This is a genomic window from Sphingomonas adhaesiva (assembly GCF_002374855.1).
Lineage (GTDB): Bacteria > Pseudomonadota > Alphaproteobacteria > Sphingomonadales > Sphingomonadaceae > Sphingomonas > Sphingomonas adhaesiva.
Genome location: NZ_NWVC01000001.1, coordinates 822,433 through 838,049 on the forward strand (window position 1 = coordinate 822,433; position 15,617 = coordinate 838,049).

The 15,617-nt window shown below is 71.6% G+C and carries 13 protein-coding genes; 9 read left to right on the plus strand and 4 right to left on the minus strand.

The window, feature by feature from the left end; all coding sequences use genetic code 11:
- Positions 1 to 2: 2 nt before the first annotated feature.
- On the minus strand, positions 3 to 740 hold the full coding sequence (gene tpiA, locus COA07_RS03915) for a triose-phosphate isomerase (protein ID WP_066711967.1): 738 nt from the start codon (positions 738 to 740) through the stop codon (positions 3 to 5).
- 114 nt (positions 741 to 854) lie between these two features.
- Here tpiA and COA07_RS03920 point away from each other — a divergent pair, with 114 nt between their 5' ends.
- Positions 855 to 2,798 (plus strand): peptidylprolyl isomerase, encoded by a 1,944-nt coding sequence (locus COA07_RS03920; RefSeq protein ID WP_066711965.1) that lies wholly within the window; start codon positions 855 to 857, stop codon positions 2,796 to 2,798.
- Positions 2,779 to 4,299 carry an anthranilate synthase component I gene (gene trpE, locus COA07_RS03925; RefSeq protein WP_096640455.1) on the plus strand — a complete coding sequence of 507 codons (1,521 nt, stop codon included), beginning with the start codon at positions 2,779 to 2,781 and terminating at the stop codon, positions 4,297 to 4,299. The genes COA07_RS03920 and trpE overlap by 20 nt, the downstream gene beginning before the upstream one ends.
- 349 nt (positions 4,300 to 4,648) lie before the next feature.
- Here the strand turns inward: trpE and COA07_RS03930 are convergent, their stop codons facing one another.
- On the minus strand, positions 4,649 to 5,086 hold the full coding sequence (locus COA07_RS03930) for a hypothetical protein (RefSeq protein ID WP_066713183.1): 438 nt from the start codon (positions 5,084 to 5,086) through the stop codon (positions 4,649 to 4,651).
- A gap of 109 nt (positions 5,087 to 5,195) precedes the next feature.
- Between COA07_RS03930 and COA07_RS03935 the strand changes: the two genes are divergently transcribed.
- Genes COA07_RS03935 through moaC form a run of 4 tightly spaced genes read left to right on the plus strand, consistent with a single transcriptional unit; the run spans position 5,196 to position 8,047 of the window.
- Entirely contained in the window at positions 5,196 to 5,801 is a 606-nt protein-coding gene (locus COA07_RS03935) for an anthranilate synthase component II (protein WP_066713180.1), read from the plus strand.
- Positions 5,798 to 6,793, plus strand: coding sequence for an anthranilate phosphoribosyltransferase (trpD, locus tag COA07_RS03940; RefSeq protein ID WP_096640533.1), 996 nt, complete (start codon positions 5,798 to 5,800; stop codon positions 6,791 to 6,793). Before COA07_RS03935 ends, trpD begins: the two co-directional genes overlap by 4 nt.
- A complete protein-coding gene (gene trpC / locus COA07_RS03945; protein ID WP_066711798.1) occupies positions 6,790 to 7,575 on the plus strand; it encodes an indole-3-glycerol phosphate synthase TrpC in 786 nt (261 codons plus the stop codon). The genes trpD and trpC overlap by 4 nt, the downstream gene beginning before the upstream one ends.
- Position 7,576: 1 nt before the next feature.
- The gene (gene moaC / locus COA07_RS03950) at positions 7,577 to 8,047 is read left to right on the plus strand and encodes a cyclic pyranopterin monophosphate synthase MoaC (RefSeq protein WP_066711799.1); all 471 of its coding nucleotides are present in this window, start codon (positions 7,577 to 7,579) and stop codon (positions 8,045 to 8,047) included.
- Between the two features lie 74 nt (positions 8,048 to 8,121).
- On the opposite strand, the gene COA07_RS03955 is transcribed toward moaC, so the two are convergent.
- Positions 8,122 to 9,459: a methyl-accepting chemotaxis protein gene (locus COA07_RS03955; RefSeq protein ID WP_066711800.1), complete on the minus strand. Its 1,338-nt coding sequence runs from the start codon at positions 9,457 to 9,459 to the stop codon at positions 8,122 to 8,124.
- 128 nt (positions 9,460 to 9,587) lie between these two features.
- On the opposite strand from COA07_RS03955, the gene COA07_RS03960 reads away from it, so the two are divergent.
- Positions 9,588 to 10,769: a molybdopterin molybdotransferase MoeA gene (locus tag COA07_RS03960; protein WP_066711801.1), complete on the plus strand. Its 1,182-nt coding sequence runs from the start codon at positions 9,588 to 9,590 to the stop codon at positions 10,767 to 10,769.
- Between the two features lie 64 nt (positions 10,770 to 10,833).
- Positions 10,834 to 11,496 carry a transcriptional repressor LexA gene (gene lexA, locus COA07_RS03965; protein WP_066711802.1) on the plus strand — a complete coding sequence of 221 codons (663 nt, stop codon included), beginning with the start codon at positions 10,834 to 10,836 and terminating at the stop codon, positions 11,494 to 11,496.
- A gap of 466 nt (positions 11,497 to 11,962) precedes the next feature.
- On the opposite strand, the gene COA07_RS03970 is transcribed toward lexA, so the two are convergent.
- A complete protein-coding gene (locus COA07_RS03970) occupies positions 11,963 to 14,122 on the minus strand; it encodes a ComEC/Rec2 family competence protein (RefSeq protein WP_211280938.1) in 2,160 nt (719 codons plus the stop codon).
- A gap of 29 nt (positions 14,123 to 14,151) precedes the next feature.
- On the opposite strand from COA07_RS03970, the gene gltX reads away from it, so the two are divergent.
- Complete coding sequence (gene gltX, locus COA07_RS03975; RefSeq protein WP_083956997.1) at positions 14,152 to 15,609, plus strand: glutamate--tRNA ligase; 1,458 nt, start codon at positions 14,152 to 14,154, stop codon at positions 15,607 to 15,609.
- Positions 15,610 to 15,617: the final 8 nt, after the last annotated feature.

Sequence of the window (15,617 nt, forward strand, 5' to 3'; positions counted from 1 at the left end):
CCTCACGCCGCTTCGATGATCGGCACGAACGCGGCGGCGGTCAGGCTGGCGCCGCCCACCAGCGCGCCGTCCACATCGGCGGTGTGGAGCAGCTCCGCCGCATTGGCGCCCGACACCGAACCGCCGTACAGCAGCCGCATCGCGTCGGCATCCTCGCCGATCAGGTCGCGCAGCGTCGCGCGGATCGCGCCGTGCATCGCCGCGACGTCCGCGGCCGTCGGCGTCCGCCCGGTGCCGATCGCCCAGACGGGTTCGTAGGCGATCGCGCACCAGTCCGCCGCCGCGCCATCGGGCAGCGATCCGGCGACCTGCGCGGTCACCACCGCCTCGGCATCGCCCGCGTCGCGCTGTTCCAGCGTCTCGCCTACGCACACGATCGCCGTCATCCCGGCCTTGTGCAGCGCCTCCGCCTTGGCCTTCACCAGCACGTCGCTTTCGTTCTGGTCGGCGCGGCGCTCCGAATGCCCGACGATCGAGAAGGTCGCGCCCACCTCCTTAGCCAAGGTGGTGGAGATGCAGCCGGTATAGGCGCCCTTTTCCGCCGGGTGGACGTCCTGCGCGCCGATCGCCAGCGCGGGGACGCGGGCATGCGCCGCGCCGATCAGCGTCGCGGGCACCGCGATCGCCACGTCGACGTCGCTGCGTGCCGCCGCCGCCGTGGCGATCGCCTCCAGCTCGGCCAGCGCCGCCAGGCTGCCGTTCATCTTCCAGTTTCCCGCCACCAGCTTGCGCCGCACCATCCGATCCTCCCGATATCAACCCGTCGTCCGCGTTAGCCACCCTCGCGGCTTGATGCCACCGCCACTGGCCCCTAAAGCGTGCGGCTTCTCTTACAGGGCCGGTTTCCCGCTTCCATGCTCAGCTCCATTCGCCGGATCATCTATTCGAAGGTCGGTGTCATCATCACCTTCGGCATCCTGATCGTCATCGCGATCGCCTTTGCCGCGGGCGACGTGACCGGTCTGGCGTCGGCGGGGCGCGGGATCCTGGGCAATCCGATCGCCTCGGTCGACGGGCAGAGCGTCGCCACCGACGACATCCGCCGCGCCGCGCAGGACGAATTGCGCTTCGCCCGCCAGCAGCAGCCCGACGTGACGATGCCGCAGCTGGTGGCGCAGGGCGGGGTGGAGGCGCTGCTGGGCCGCGCGATCACCGGGCTGGCGCTCGAAACCTTCGGCCAAGATCAGGGGATGCGCATCAGCCGCGCACTGATCGGCAGCCAGTTGAAGGCGATTCCCGCCTTCGCCGGCCCGACCGGCCAGTTCGACCAGCGCGCCTATGAGGCGCTGATCGCGCAGCGCGGGCTGACCGACGCGCAAGTGCAGCGCGACATCGCGCGCGAGACGATGGCGCAGTTCCTGCTGGTCCCGACGCAGGGCGCCAGCCAGGTGCCGCAGGACATGGCGCTGCCCTATGCCTCGCTGCTGCTGGAACGCCGCGCGGGCGAAGTGACGCTGATCCCCTATGCCGCGATGCCGCGCGGCGCCGCGCCCGGCGATGCCGAGGTGAAGCAATGGTATCAAAAGAATATCGCGCGCTACACCACGCCGGAACGCCGCGTGATCCGCTACGCGATCGTCGGGCCGCAGCAGGTCGCCGGGCAGACCAACCCGACCGATGCCGAGATCGCGCAAGCCTATAACGCCGACAAGGCGACCTACGCCGCCAAGCAGCAGCGCGACGTCGCGCTCGTCACCGTGCTCGACCAGAAGGCGGCACAGGCGCTGGCCGACAAGGTGAAGGCGGGCACCCCGATCGCGCAGGCCGCGCGCGCCGCCGGGCTGGAAGCGCGTACGGTCACCAAGACGGAGAAGGACGCACTCGCGAAGCAGACCTCCGCCGCGGTCGCCGACGCGGTGTTCGCCGCGCCCGCCAATGGCGTCGTCGGCCCGGTCCGCGGCCCGATCGGCTTCGTCGTCGCGCGCGTCGAGGGCGTGACGCAGGTCGCCGGCAAGACGCTGGAACAGGCGCGCGCCGAACTGGTCGCCAAGCTGCGCCAGCAGAAGGCCGCCGACGCGATCGGGAAGATCCGCGACAGGATCGAGGATTCGCTGAGCGACAACGCCAACATCAACGAAGTCGCCGCCGACCAGAAGCTGTCGGTACAGGCGACGCCCGCGCTGCTGGCCAACGGCACCAACCCCGATCAGCCGCAGGCGCCCGCCGATCCTGCGCTGGCGCAGGTCGTCGCCGCCGGTTTCGCCGCGGAGGAAGGCGACACGCCGACCACCGTGCCGCTGGGGCAGGACGGCAGCTTCGCGGTCGTCGCGCTCGACCGCATCGTACGCGCCACCCCGGTGCCGCTCGACAAGGCGCGTGAGCGTGTCGTCGCCGACATCACCACCGATCGCGTCCGTGCCGCCGCACGCGCCGCCGCGCGCGCGATCGTGGCGAAGGTGAACGCCGGCACGTCGCTCGCCGCCGCTCTGGCGCAATCGGGGGTGAAGGCGCCCGCGCCGCGCCCGATCGAGGCGACCCGCGCGCAGCTGGCGGCGCAGGGCCGCGGCAACCCGGTGCTCGCGCTGCTGTTCGCGCTCAAGTCGGGTACCGCGCGCACCATCGAATCGCCGGAGGCGAACGGGATGCTGATCGAGCGGCTCGACCGCGTCACGCCCGGCGATGCGGCGAAGCAGCAGGGCGTGATCGCCGCCACCCGCACCGATCTGGGCCAGGTGATCGGCCGCGAATATGCCGATCAGTTCGCGCGCGCCGTCGCGCAGCATCAGGGGGTGAAGCGCAACCAGACCGCGGTCGACCAGCTGAAGAAGGAGCTTGTCGGTGGCGGCACCGACCAGTGACGCGGCCGACAGCGCGGCGCTGACCGCACTGGCCGCCGGGCGCCCGGCGCTGGTGTGGCGGCGGCGGATCGCCGACACCGAAACCCCGGTCGCCGCCGCGCTCAAGCTGATCGAGCCGGGACGCGGCGACTTCCTGCTCGAATCGGTGGAGGGCGGCGCGGTGCGCGGCCGCCACAGCCTGATCGGCCTCGCCCCCGATCTGGTGCTGCGCGCCGCCGGTGACGTGGCGGAGGTCAATCCGCGCTGGCTCGACGATCGCGACGCCTTCGTCCCCACCGGCAAGCCGACCCTCGACAGCCTGCGCGATCTGGTCGCCGCGTGCCGCATGGACGTGGCAGCCGAACTGCCGCGCGCGCTCGCCTGCCTGGTCGGCTATTTCGGATACGAGACGATCGGGCTGGTCGAAAAGCTGCCAGCGCCGAAGGCGGACGCACTGGGCCTGCCCGACATGATGTTCGTGCGCCCCACCGTCATCCTGGTGTTCGACAGGCTGGCCGACGCGCTGTTCCTCGTCGCGCCGGTGTGGCCCGATGCCGGCGGCGATCCCGCCGCGATCGTCGCCGCCGCGCACGACCGGCTCGACGCGGTGGAGGCGCGGCTGGCGCACGCCACGCTCCCCGCGCCGATGCGCGCCGATGCGCTCGACATCGCGCTGACCCCGGTGCTGCCCGAGGGCCGCTATGGCGAGATGGTCGCCGCGGCGAAGGAATATATCGCCGCGGGCGACATCTTTCAGGTGGTGCTGGCGCAGCGGTTCACCGCGCCCTTCCCACTGCCCGCGTTCGAGCTGTACCGCGCGCTGCGCCGGATCAATCCGTCGCCGTTCCTCTATCACCTCGACCTGCCCGGCTTCGCGCTGACCGGCTCCAGCCCGGAAATCCTGGTGCGCGCGCGCGACGGCGAGGTGACGATCCGCCCGATCGCCGGCACCCGCCCGCGCGGGAAGACCGCGGCGGAGGATGCCGCCAACCGCGACAGCCTGCTCGCCGATCCCAAGGAGCGCGCCGAGCATCTGATGCTGCTCGACCTCGGCCGCAACGACGTCGGCCGCGTCGCCGCCGCGGGGACGGTGCAGGTCACCGACAGCTACACCGTCGAATTCTACAGCCACGTCATGCACATCGTCTCGAACGTGGTCGGGCGGCTGGACGATCGCCACGATGCGATCGACGCGCTGTTCGCCGGCTTCCCCGCGGGCACCGTCAGCGGCGCGCCCAAGGTGCGCGCATGCCAGATCATCGCCGAGCTGGAGAGCGAGAAGCGCGGCGCCTATGCCGGCGGCGTCGGCTATTTCTCCCCCGACGGGTCGATGGATTCGTGCATCGTGCTGCGCACCGCGGTGGTCAAGGACGGCACCATCCACGTCCAGGCGGGCGCCGGCATCGTCGCCGACAGCGATCCCGCCTACGAACAGCGCGAATGCGAGGCCAAGTCCGGCGCGCTCCTCGCCGCCGCCCGCGAAGCCATCGCCCGCGCAGCGGAGCCACGCTTCGGACAGTAGCGGTGCGGTAGAGCAACGCGCCCGTCGGATCGCGTCACAACATTCGCCGCAAACCTGTCGTCACCCCGGACGCGTTCCGGGGTCCACCGTCCCGCAAAATCAACGCCTTGTGCGTACGCGGCGCGGTGGATGCCGGAACAAGTCCGGCATGACGATGGAACGTCTACAGGGCCACCTGCGACGGAGCCGTCAGAAGAAAGTTCGTGCAAAGACGCCAAGACGTCCTGCCCTCACCCGCGCAGCGGCATCCTCATCTGCATTCGCACAAACAGGACAGCGACCGCGCCGCGCGAAACCTCTCTGCGCCTCCGCGTCTCTGCGCGAGAAAATCCCGCTCACGCCGCCCCGATCAGGGCTCCCGGCCGCCGGGGATCATCGAATCGTTCTTCTCCGCCGCGCGTTTTTCCGCCGCGAACGCCTGGTTCCACATCATCGAGCAGCCCGTCTGCCCGCCCGTTCCCACCGGTGAGCAGCTGTCCGGCAGGCCCGCCGCGGTGCGCCCGGTACGGTCCGCCACCGCGACGCGGTTGTTCCACGCCTGGTTCTTCGCGGCCGGCTCGGCGGTGTTCCGCAACTCCTTGGGAATGCGATATTGTTCCTGCGGATTGATGCGGCTGCACACGACGATCTCGTCGCCCTCCGCCTTCGGACAGGCTTCGTTCGCCTGCAGGGTGATGCTGCGGACGCGCTGCGGCGTTCGGCCGGTTTCCCCCGCGCTGGCGCTCTGCGCCGATGCCGCGGCGGGCAGGCCAAGAAGCAGGGCGACGACAAGGGCCGGACGCAGCATGATAATTCTCCTGTGGTCCGACAACGTACATCGGCGCGCTTTTCTCCGCCATGAACATGACCGGCCGACGGGTGTTGCGAAGGGGCGCGCATCCGCTATGGCAGGCGCCATGATCCTGGTGATCGACAATTACGACAGCTTCACCTGGAACCTGGTCCATTACGTCATGGAACTGGGCGCCGAGGTGCGCGTGGAGCGCAACGATGCGCTGACCGTCGCCCATGCGATGGCCAGCGGCGCGCGCGGCATCCTGCTGTCGCCCGGCCCGTGCACCCCCAATGAGGCGGGGATCACCCTCGATCTGGTCGGCGCCTGTGCGGCCGCGCGACTGCCGCTGTTCGGGGTGTGCCTGGGGCATCAGGCGATCGGCCAGCATTTCGGCGGCGCGGTGGTGCGCGGCGGGTTGATGCACGGGAAGACCAGCCCGATCGACCATGACGGCACCGGCGTGTTCGCCGGCCTGCCCTCGCCCTTCACCGCGACGCGCTATCATTCGCTGATCGTCGCCGACGTGCCCGACGTGCTGGCGGTCAACGCCACCGCGGGCGACGGATCGGTGATGGGGCTGCGCCACCGCGACCTCCCGATCCACGGGGTGCAGTTCCACCCCGAAAGCATCGCGACCGAACATGGCCATGACCTGATCGCCAATTTCCTGCGCGCGTGCGGGATGAACGTGGCGCCGCGCGGGGCGGACACGCGGGCCGCGGCGTGATCGCCACCGCCCTGCTGCCCGATCCGTCGTCGCCGCTATCGCGTGACAGCGCGGCGCAGGCGTTCGCCGACATCCTCGACGCGCGCACCAGCGAGGAAGCGGTCGCCGACTTCCTGCTGCGGCTCGCCGAACGCGGCGAAACCAGCATCGAGATCGCGGAGGCGGCGCGCGCGATGCGCGCACGGCTGATCCCGATCGCCGCGCCCGCCGGGGCGATCGACGTATGCGGAACGGGCGGCGACGGGCAGCATACCCTGAACGTATCCACCGCGGTCAGCCTGGTCGTCGCCGCGTGCGGCGTGCCGGTCGCCAAGCACGGCAACCGCGCCGCCTCGTCCAAGGCGGGGGCGGCGGATACGCTGGAGATGCTCGGCCTCGACATGGAACGCGCCGGCGCGCTGGCGCAGGCGACGCTGGCGGATATCGGCATCTGTTTCCTGTTCGCGGGCAACCATCATCCCGCGATGAAGCGGATCACCCCGATCCGCCGCCGCATCGGCCGCCGCACGATCTTCAACCTCATGGGGCCGCTCTCCAATCCGGCGCATGTGACGCGCCAGCTGATCGGCATCGCCCGCCCCGATTATGCGCCGGTCTATGCCGAGGCGCTGGAGCAATTGGGCAGCACCGCCGCGCTGGTGGTATCGGGAGAGGAAGGGCTGGACGAAATCTCCGGCGCCGGCCCGACCCGCGTCGTCGCGATCGGCGCGGTAGCGATGGCCGACCGGATCGTGCCCGAGGATGCCGGGGTCGCGCGCCACCCGACGCTGGCGATCCGCGGCGGCGACCCGGCCTATAACGCCGCCGCGCTGCGCCGCCTGCTGCTGGGCGAGCGCGGCGCCTATCGCGACGCGGTGCTGCTCAACGCCGCCGCCGCGCTGGTGCTGGCGGGGCGCGACGCCGCGCTGCCCGATGCCGCCGCCCGCGCGGGCGAGGCGCTCGACAGCGGCGCCGCCAACCGCCTTCTCGACCGCTGGATCGCTTATTCATGACCATCCTCGACACGATCTGCGCCACCAAGCGCGAGGAGGTGCGCACCCGCCGCGCCGCCACGTCGCGCGCTGCGCTGGAAGCGCTGGCCGCGGCGCAGACCCCGCCGCGCGGCTTTCGCGCCGCGCTGGACCGCACTGTCGCCGCGGGGCGCCACGCGCTGATCGCCGAGATCAAGAAGGCCAGCCCGTCCAAGGGGCTGATCCGCGCCGATTTCGATCCGCCTGCGCACGCCCGCGCCTATGCCGATGGCGGCGCGACCTGCCTGTCGGTGCTGACCGACGCGCCCTATTTTCAGGGGCATGAGGACTATCTGAAGGCCGCGCGTGCCGCCTGCGACCTGCCGGTGCTGCGCAAGGATTTCACCGTCGATCCGTGGCAGGCGCTGGAGGCGCGCAGCATCGGCGCCGATGCGATCCTGCTGATCGTCAGCGCGCTGGACGACGTGGCGCTGGCCGAATGCGAAGCCGCGGCGATCGAACAGGGGCTGGACGTGCTGGTCGAGGTGCATGACACGGCCGAGATGGAGCGCGCGGCGAAGCTGTCCTCGCGGCTGATCGGCGTCAACAACCGCGACCTGAAGACGTTCGAGGTCGATTTCCGCCGCACCTATGCGCTGATGACGCACGCGCCTGCCGGCTGCACCTTCGTCGCCGAAAGCGGGCTGTCGACCCGCACCGATCTGGACGAACTGGCCGCGCACGGCGTCCACTGCTTCCTGATCGGCGAGGCGCTGATGCGGCAGAACGACGTCGCCGCCGCTACCCGCGCGATGGTCGGCTGACATGGCCGGCACGCTCACCCATCTCGACGCCGACGGCGCGGCGCACATGGTCGATGTCGGCGACAAGGCGGTGACCCGGCGCGAGGGCGTCGCGACGGGGCGGATCGTGATGAGCGCGGCGGCGGTCGCCGCGATCCGCGACGGCGCGGTCAAGAAGGGTGACGTGATCGCGGTCGCGCGCGTCGCGGGGATCATGGCGGCCAAGCGCACCAGCGACCTGATCCCGCTATGCCACCCGCTGCCGCTGACCAAGGTGTCGCTCGACCTGGCGATCGACGACGACGGCGTCACCGCCACCGCGCTGGCCGCGACCGATGGCAAGACCGGGGTGGAGATGGAGGCGCTGACCGCGGTGTCGCTGGCGCTGCTGACCGTCTACGACATGGCCAAGGCGATCGACAAGGCGATGCGGATCGAGGGCATCCGCCTGCTCGAAAAGCGCGGCGGCCGCTCGGGTGACTGGCGCGCCTGACCGGCGCATCGGATCGCGTTCACGGCTGCGGCGCCCCACGGCTCGCCGCCCGGCCCCTTCCCCGACGAGGCGGATCAGGCGGCGCGCAACCGCCGTGGCGCCGCCCGCTCGGCGTGGTGCCCGTCGCTCAGCCGGAACTGCTGGATCGCCGCCGCGAGCCGCTCGGCTTCGTCCGCCAGGCTGCGCGCCGCGGCGGTGCTCTGCTCGACCATCGCGGCGTTCTGCTGGGTCATGCCGTCCATTTCGGACACGGCGGTGTTGATCTGCCCCAGGCCGCCGGCCTGCTGGCGCGCCGCGGTCGCGATGTCGCGGACGAGGCTGGAAATCTGCGCCATCTGCCCGGTGATCCGGCTCAGTGCGCCGCCCGCCTCGGTCACCAGCCCGACGCCATTGTCGACCTGCTCCACCGATGCGGTGATCCGCGCCTTCACGTCGCGCGCGGCGTCCGCCGAACGCTGCGCCAGCGCACGGACCTCGCTGGCCACGACCGCAAAGCCCTTGCCCGCCTCGCCGGCGCGCGCGGCCTCCACCCCGGCGTTCAGCGCCAGCAGGTTGGTCTGGAACGCGATGCCGTCGATCACGCTGATGATCTCGCCGATCTCCGCCGACGACCGCTCGATCGCGGCCATCGCCTGGATTGCCCGGTCGACCACCTCGCTCGAGTCCTCCGCCTCGCGGTGCGCGTCGGTGACGATCTGCTCGGTACGGCCGGCGGTGTCGGCGGTAACCCGCACCGTCGACGTGATTTCGTCCATCGCCGCGGCGGTTTCCTCCAGGCTCGCGGCCTGGCGCTCGGTCCGCAGCGACAGGTCGTCCGACGCGGCGCGAATGTCGCCGCAACCGGCGTGAAGCCCCCTGGTGACCGCCACGATATCGGCCATCGACCGTTCCATGTTCTGCGCGGTCGCGTTGAAGCTGGCGCGCAGCACCTCAAGCTCGGGGGGGAATTGCGTGTCCAGCCGCACCGTCAGGTCGCCCGACGCCAGCTTCGCCAGCCCGTCGCCGATCGCCTCGACGGTCCGGGCGGTTTCGCCGATATCCTGGCACAGCACCAGCACCTCGGTGCCCTTCTCCACCACTACCGGGATCAGCGTCACCAGCATGCGGACGATCTCGCCGTTACGCATGTTCAGCCACTCGAACCGGGCATACCCGTCGTCGATGGACTGCTGGATACGCTCGCCGACATGGTCGATCGTCGGCCGCCCGTCGATCTGGTTCGGAGCGGAAAACACCACCGGGTTCTGCCCCATGATCTTCTCGCGCGGCACGCCATAGATCGCCTCGGCGGCCGGGTTGCACTCGACGAACGCGCCGTCGCGGAACAGCAGCATCGCATCGGGGGAGTGGCGGAACACGGCCAGAGCGGTCCGGGATTCCAGCGTGGCGGGCGAGGAGCGTCGGAACATCATGGGGCGCTTCCTAAACGCGGGATACTTAATCTAGGGTAAAGCATCCGCGTTCTTCCGCGGGGTTGATCGCCCGGCGCGCTCCCCGCATGAATGCCGCCCATTCCACCGGCCCATCACGGTACCCCTCCATGTCCCTTCTCCCCGTCGCACAGGCACAGGCCCGCGTGCTCGCCCTGGGCACCCCGACGCCGGTCGAGGCCGTGCCGCTCGCCGACGCGCTTGGCCGGTACGCCGCCGCACCCGTCGTCGCCGCGCGAACGCAACCGGCAAGCGACCTGTCGGCGATGGACGGCTATGCGCTGCGCTTCGCCGATCTGCCCGGCCCGTTCGCGGTCATCGGCGAAAGCGCGGCGGGCGCGTCCTTCGCCGCGCCGGTGGGCGCGGGACAGGCGGTACGGATCTTCACCGGCGCGGCCATGCCCCCCGGCACCGACACGGTGATGGTGCAGGAAGAGGCGCGGCGCGACGGCGCGGCGCTCTTCCTCGATGGCGAAGGACCCGGCCATCGCGGGCGCAACGTGCGCCGCCGCGGGCTGGATTTCGCCGAAGGCGACGTGCTGGTCGACGCCGGCGAGCGGCTGACCCCGGCGCGGCTGGCGGTGGCCGCCACCGGTGGCGTGGCACGCATCCCCGTCGCGCGCCGCGTGCGCGTCGCGCTGGCGGCGACCGGCGACGAACTGGTCGATCCCGGCACGGCCGCCAGCGACGGGGCGCTGCCCGAATCCAACCGCCTGCTGCTGCGCACGCTGCTGGCCGACATGGCGATCGAGATCGTCGACCTGGGCATACTGCCCGATCGGCTTGACGTGCTGACCGACGCCTTCACCCGGGTCGAGGCCGATGTGCTGGTCACCACCGGCGGCGCGTCGGTCGGTGATCACGACCTGGTGCGCCCGGCACTGGCCGCGGCGGGGGTGACGCTGGATTTCTGGCGGATCGCGCTGCGTCCCGGAAAGCCGATGCTGGCGGGCCGGCGCGGCGCGATGGCGGTGGTCGGGCTGCCGGGCAATCCGGTGTCGGCGTTCGTCACCGCCATCCTGTTCGTCCGCCCGCTCGTCGCGCATCTCGCCCATGCCGCCGATCCGCTGCCGCGCACCGATACCGCGATCCTGGGCGAACCGCTGCCCGCCAATGGGGAGCGCACCGACTATCTGCGCGCCGAAACCCGCGGCGGCCGCGTCTTCGCCTCGACGATCCAGGACAGTTCGATGCTGCGCACGCTCGCGCGGTCGACCTGCCTGATCGTCCGCCCGCCGCACGCCCCCGCGGCGTCGGCGGGCGACTCGGCGGAAATCCTGCGGATCGCTTGACGCAGGACCGCGCACGTTCCATAAAGGTTCCCAATACGTTCGCGAGACGAAGGGAAACCGGCCGATGCTGACGCGCAAACAGCACGAACTGATCTGCTTCATTCAGGATCGCCTGAGCGAAAGCGGCGTCTCGCCGTCGTTCGAGGAGATGAAGGAGGCGCTGGAGCTGAAGAGCAAGTCGGGCGTCCACCGGCTCATCAGCGCGCTGGAGGAACGCGGCTACCTGCGCCGCCTGCCCAATCGCGCCCGCGCGCTGGAGGTGCTCAAGGCGCCCGAGCGTCCCGATGCGAAGCGTACCCCCGCGCCCGCCCCGTCGCGCCGCGCCGCGCCCGAACCCGCCAACGACGTGATCGAGATCCCGCTCCACGGCCGCATCGCCGCCGGCGTCCCGATCGAGGCGTTCGAGGGTTCGACCAGCCTGCCGGTCCCCGCCGCGCTGCTGGGCGCGGGCGAACATTTCGCGCTGGAGGTGGCCGGCGACTCGATGGTGGAGGCCGGCATCCTCGACGGCGACTATGCGCTGATCCGCCGGCAGGAGGTCGCCCGCGACGGAGAAATCGTCGTTGCGCTGATCGAGGATAGCGAGGCGACGCTGAAGTATTTCCGCCGCGAAGGCGCGATGATCCGCCTCGATCCCGCCAACCGCTCCTACGACCCGCAACGCTACGCCCCCGCGCAGGTGCGGGTACAGGGCAAGCTCGCCGGCATCCTGCGCCGCTACGACTGATCGGCGCAGGGTGGGGGCGGCGCGCCGTCACCGCCCCTGTCACCCCGGACCTGATCCGGGGTCCATCGCGCCGCGCACACCACGCGGGTGATACCGACGCGCGGTCGCAACACCTTCATGCACCGTGCTCCGAAGAAACACGGCGAGAAGCGCCAACGCAGGCATAAACTTCAACGGCTTGCGCTTGACCGCCCGCCACACTCAATCCCGTCATCCCGGACCTGATCCGGGATCCACCGCGCCGCGCGCGCAAAATCCGGTGATCTCACCGCGCGGTCGCCCCGCAGGCCCGCCGATCAACCTCCCGGGTGCAGTCCCGGTCGTCAACAACCCCGCGCCGATCACCGTCGCACCGTTGCCCGCCGCCCCCGGTTCAGCTCGCCCAAACGCGCCCCCACCGGCCACATCCGTCGCGATGTCCCGCGCCCCACGCCCGTTTTCGCGCGTCCCAAACCCTCGCGAACCGTCACCGTCCACCACCCGCACCGCGCACGACTCGCATCCCGCCACCGCCGTCGCCCCGCCGCACCCAGGGATGCGCGTCACCCGGTCGGCGCACCGTCACCGCCTTGCGCCGCGCCAGCGTGACCGCGACTCCCCCCGTCCGCGCCAATGTCGCGCGATCCAGCGTCATCCACCGCCCCCGGCACCCCCGCGGCAGGCGCCGGTCGCTGACCACCACATCGGCCTGCCGGCACAGCGGCACCAGCGCCGCGACCGGCACGAAATAGGCGCTGCGCGTCGCCAGCACCCGCCACGGGCCGCGCTCCAGCCAGCACAGGTCGCGGTTGCACCGCGCCCCGCGCGCCTGCGACAACAGCGCCGGCTCCGCATCCAGTCCGGCCCCTTCGGCCAGCGTATCGCGCACATAGTCCCCGGCCCGGTCGCGCAGGATCGCGACCGTCCCGTCCTCGCCACGCCACGCCAGATGGCGCCCGTCGCCCGTGACGATCAGGTCCGGCGGCGGCGTGGCCAGCGCCCATGCGGCCCCCAGCGCGACCGGCGCCAGTCCCGCCAGCCGCCACCGCGTCCGCCACAACGCCACCCACAATCCGCCCGCCACCATCAAGCCGAACGCCCCCGCGGGCATCCCCGGTATCGCCGCCACCGCCCCCGGCGCCGCCGCCACGGTCCGCGCGATCCACAGCAGCAGCGCCAGACCCGCATGCGCCACCCACCATGCCGGCGCCCCCAGCCCCAGCGTGTCGAGCATTAGCGCGATCGCCTCGGCGGGCATGACGACGAACGTCGTCAACGGGATAGCGACGATATTCGCCGCGGCGCCGTAAGCCCCGGCCTTGTGGAAATGAAACGCCGCGATCGGCATCAGCGCCACTTCCACGACCAGCCCGGTCAGCAGCAGCGAGCCGAGCGCCCGCGCCCATTGCGCCAGCCGCGCCTCGTCCCTCGGCGCGAACCAGCCACGCACGCGCGGGATTTCGTGCAGCGCGACAATCGCGGTCACGGCCGCAAAGGACAGCTGGAAACTCGGGCTGACCACCGCCTCCGGCCACGCGAGCAACACCACCAGCGCCCCCACCGCCACCAGCCGCAACGTCAACGCCTCGCGCCCCAGCGCCAGCGCCGCCAGCACCATCAGCGCCGCGACGCAGCTGCGGATCGTCGGCACCTGTGCGCCCGTCAGCCAGGTATAGCCGATCGCCGCCACCGCCCCTGCCGCCCCCGCGAACAGCGGCACCCGCCCGGTCAGCGCCAGTCGCGGCGACAGCGCCAGCAGCCGCATCACCAGCGCCATCACGATCCCGACCGCGGCAGTGATGTGCAGCCCGCTGACCGACAGCAGGTGCGCCAGCCCCGCGCGCCGCATCGCCTCCGCATCGTCGTCGCTGATCGCCCCGGTATCGCCGGTCGCCAGCGCCGCCGCGATCCCGCCCTCGCTGCCCGGCAGGCGGCGCAGGATATGCGCGGTCAGCGTCGCGCGGATGCCGTCGCCCTCGCGTGCCGGCACCGTGACTGTCACGGGGGCGAAGCCGCGTCCGGTCGCGCCCAGCCGGTCGAACCATGCCACCCGCGCGAAGTCATAGGCGCCCGGCACCGCGGGCGGCGCGGGCGGCATCATCCGCGCGCGCACCGCGATCCGCGCGCCCACACCCAGCCCGCGCGGCACCGCCGCCTCGTCCAAATTGACGCGCACCCGCACCGGCGCGGGATCGGGCGCCGGGTCCCAGCGCACATCGTCCAGCGTCACGCGCACCAGCCCGCGCGCCGGCAGCGCCTCGACCCGCGCCACCGTGCCGCCAACCGTCGCGATCGTCGCCCGCGGCAGGACCGGCGCCGCGACCCGCTCGGCCCGCCACCACGTCAGCGCCAGCCCGGTCGCGACCAGCAGCCCCGCCGTCGCCAGCGCCACCCCGGCGCGTCCGCCCCGCCCCACCGCCAGCGCGACCGCCGCGATGCCCGTCGCCACCAGCAGCGCCGCCGTCCATCCGTGCGGGTCGGGCAGGACGAACCATGCCGCCGCCCCCGCGCCCAGCGCCACCGGAATCCACAAGGCCAGCTGGTCGCGCTCGCGCTCCAGCCATCGTTCGATCGCGGCCCGCCCGCGCGCCGCAATTTGTCGCGCGCCGAATGTCTTGCTAGGGGCGTGCGCGGCTGAACTGGCCATCTGAATTTCCAGCCTGGGAGCAAGCGCGCTTGAGCGCAACCGATAATCCTGACGCGACGCCCGCCACCCCGCCCGCCGGCCCGGTGGTCACGCGCTTCGCCCCTTCGCCCACCGGCTTCCTCCACATCGGGGGTGCGCGCACGGCCTTGTTCAACCTGCTGTTCGCGCGGCACCACGGCGGCACCTTCCGCCTCCGGATCGAGGATACCGACCGCGCGCGCTCGACGCAGCCGGCGATCGACGCGATCCTCGACGGGATGCGCTGGCTCGGCCTCGATTGGGATGGCGAGGAGGTATATCAGTTCGCCCGCGCCGATCGCCACGCCGCCGTCGCGCAGGAGATGGTCGCCGCGGGTCACGCCTATCGCTGCTACCTCACGCCCGAGGAACTGGACGCGATGCGTGCCGCGGCGCAGGCGGCGAAGAAGCCGCTGCGCATCCGCTCGCCCTGGCGGGATATGGGGCGCGAGCGGACCGACTGGCCCGCCGACAAGCCTTACGTCGTCCGCCTGCGCGCGCCGACGGAGGGAGCGACGACGATCCACGATCGCGTCCAGGGCGAGGTGACGGTGCAGAATGCCGAGCTGGACGATCTGGTCCTGCTGCGCTCCGACGGCACGCCCACCTATATGCTGGCGGTGGTGGTCGACGATCACGACATGGGCGTGACGCACGTCATCCGCGGCGACGATCACCTCAACAACGCCTTCCGCCAGCTGCCGATCTATCGCGCGATGGGCTGGGCCGAGCCGGTCTATGCGCACATCCCGCTGATCCACGGCGCGGACGGGGCGAAACTGTCGAAGCGCCACGGCGCGGTCGGGATCGAGGCGTATCGCGACGACATGGGCATCCTGCCCGAGGCGCTGGACAATTACCTGCTGCGGCTCGGCTGGGGGCATGGCGACGACGAGATCATCAGCCGCGCGGATGCGACCCGCTGGTTCGATCTGGCCGGCGTCGGCAAGTCGCCCAGCCGCTTCGACTTGAAGAAGCTGGAGAATCTGAACGGCCATTACATCCGCGCCGCGGACGATGCGCGGCTGGCCGATCTGGTCGCCGCGAAACTGTCGCTCGATCATGACGATACCCGGCGTTCGACGCTGCTGGCGGCGATGCCGGCGCTCAAGCCGCGCGCCGCGAACGTCAACGAACTGGCCGACGGCACCGCCTTTCTGTTCGCTACCCGCCCGCTGGGGATCGACGAGGCCGCCCGACCGTTGCTGGAGGGGGATGCGCCGGCACTGCTGGCACGCCTGCACAGCGCGCTTGACGCGGTGCACAACTGGGATACGGAGAGCACCGAAGCCGCGGTGCGGCAGGTGGCCGAAACGGCGGGCGTGAAGCTCGGTCAGGTCGCCCAGCCGCTTCGCGTCGCCCTCACCGGACGCAAGACGTCGCCGGGCATCTTCGACGTACTCGTCCTTCTAGGGCGGGAGGAAAGCCTGGCGCGGATCGCCGACCAAATGACCCCGCACGGGGCGTGACAGGAGAA

What these genes read in the sequence shown, in the direction of transcription:
- tpiA (WP_066711967.1), bottom strand. Translation starts at nt 740, where the DNA reads ATGGTGCGGCGCAAGCTGGTGGCGGGAAACTGGAAGATGAACGGCAGC.
- COA07_RS03920 (WP_066711965.1), top strand. Translation starts at nt 855, where the DNA reads ATGCTCAGCTCCATTCGCCGGATCATCTATTCGAAGGTCGGTGTCATC.
- COA07_RS03930 (WP_066713183.1), bottom strand. Translation starts at nt 5,086, where the DNA reads ATGCTGCGTCCGGCCCTTGTCGTCGCCCTGCTTCTTGGCCTGCCCGCC.
- COA07_RS03935 (WP_066713180.1), top strand. Translation starts at nt 5,196, where the DNA reads ATGATCCTGGTGATCGACAATTACGACAGCTTCACCTGGAACCTGGTC.
- trpC (WP_066711798.1), top strand. Translation starts at nt 6,790, where the DNA reads ATGACCATCCTCGACACGATCTGCGCCACCAAGCGCGAGGAGGTGCGC.
- moaC (WP_066711799.1), top strand. Translation starts at nt 7,577, where the DNA reads ATGGCCGGCACGCTCACCCATCTCGACGCCGACGGCGCGGCGCACATG.
- COA07_RS03955 (WP_066711800.1), bottom strand. Translation starts at nt 9,459, where the DNA reads ATGATGTTCCGACGCTCCTCGCCCGCCACGCTGGAATCCCGGACCGCT.
- COA07_RS03960 (WP_066711801.1), top strand. Translation starts at nt 9,588, where the DNA reads ATGTCCCTTCTCCCCGTCGCACAGGCACAGGCCCGCGTGCTCGCCCTG.
- lexA (WP_066711802.1), top strand. Translation starts at nt 10,834, where the DNA reads ATGCTGACGCGCAAACAGCACGAACTGATCTGCTTCATTCAGGATCGC.
- COA07_RS03970 (WP_211280938.1), bottom strand. Translation starts at nt 14,122, where the DNA reads ATGGCCAGTTCAGCCGCGCACGCCCCTAGCAAGACATTCGGCGCGCGA.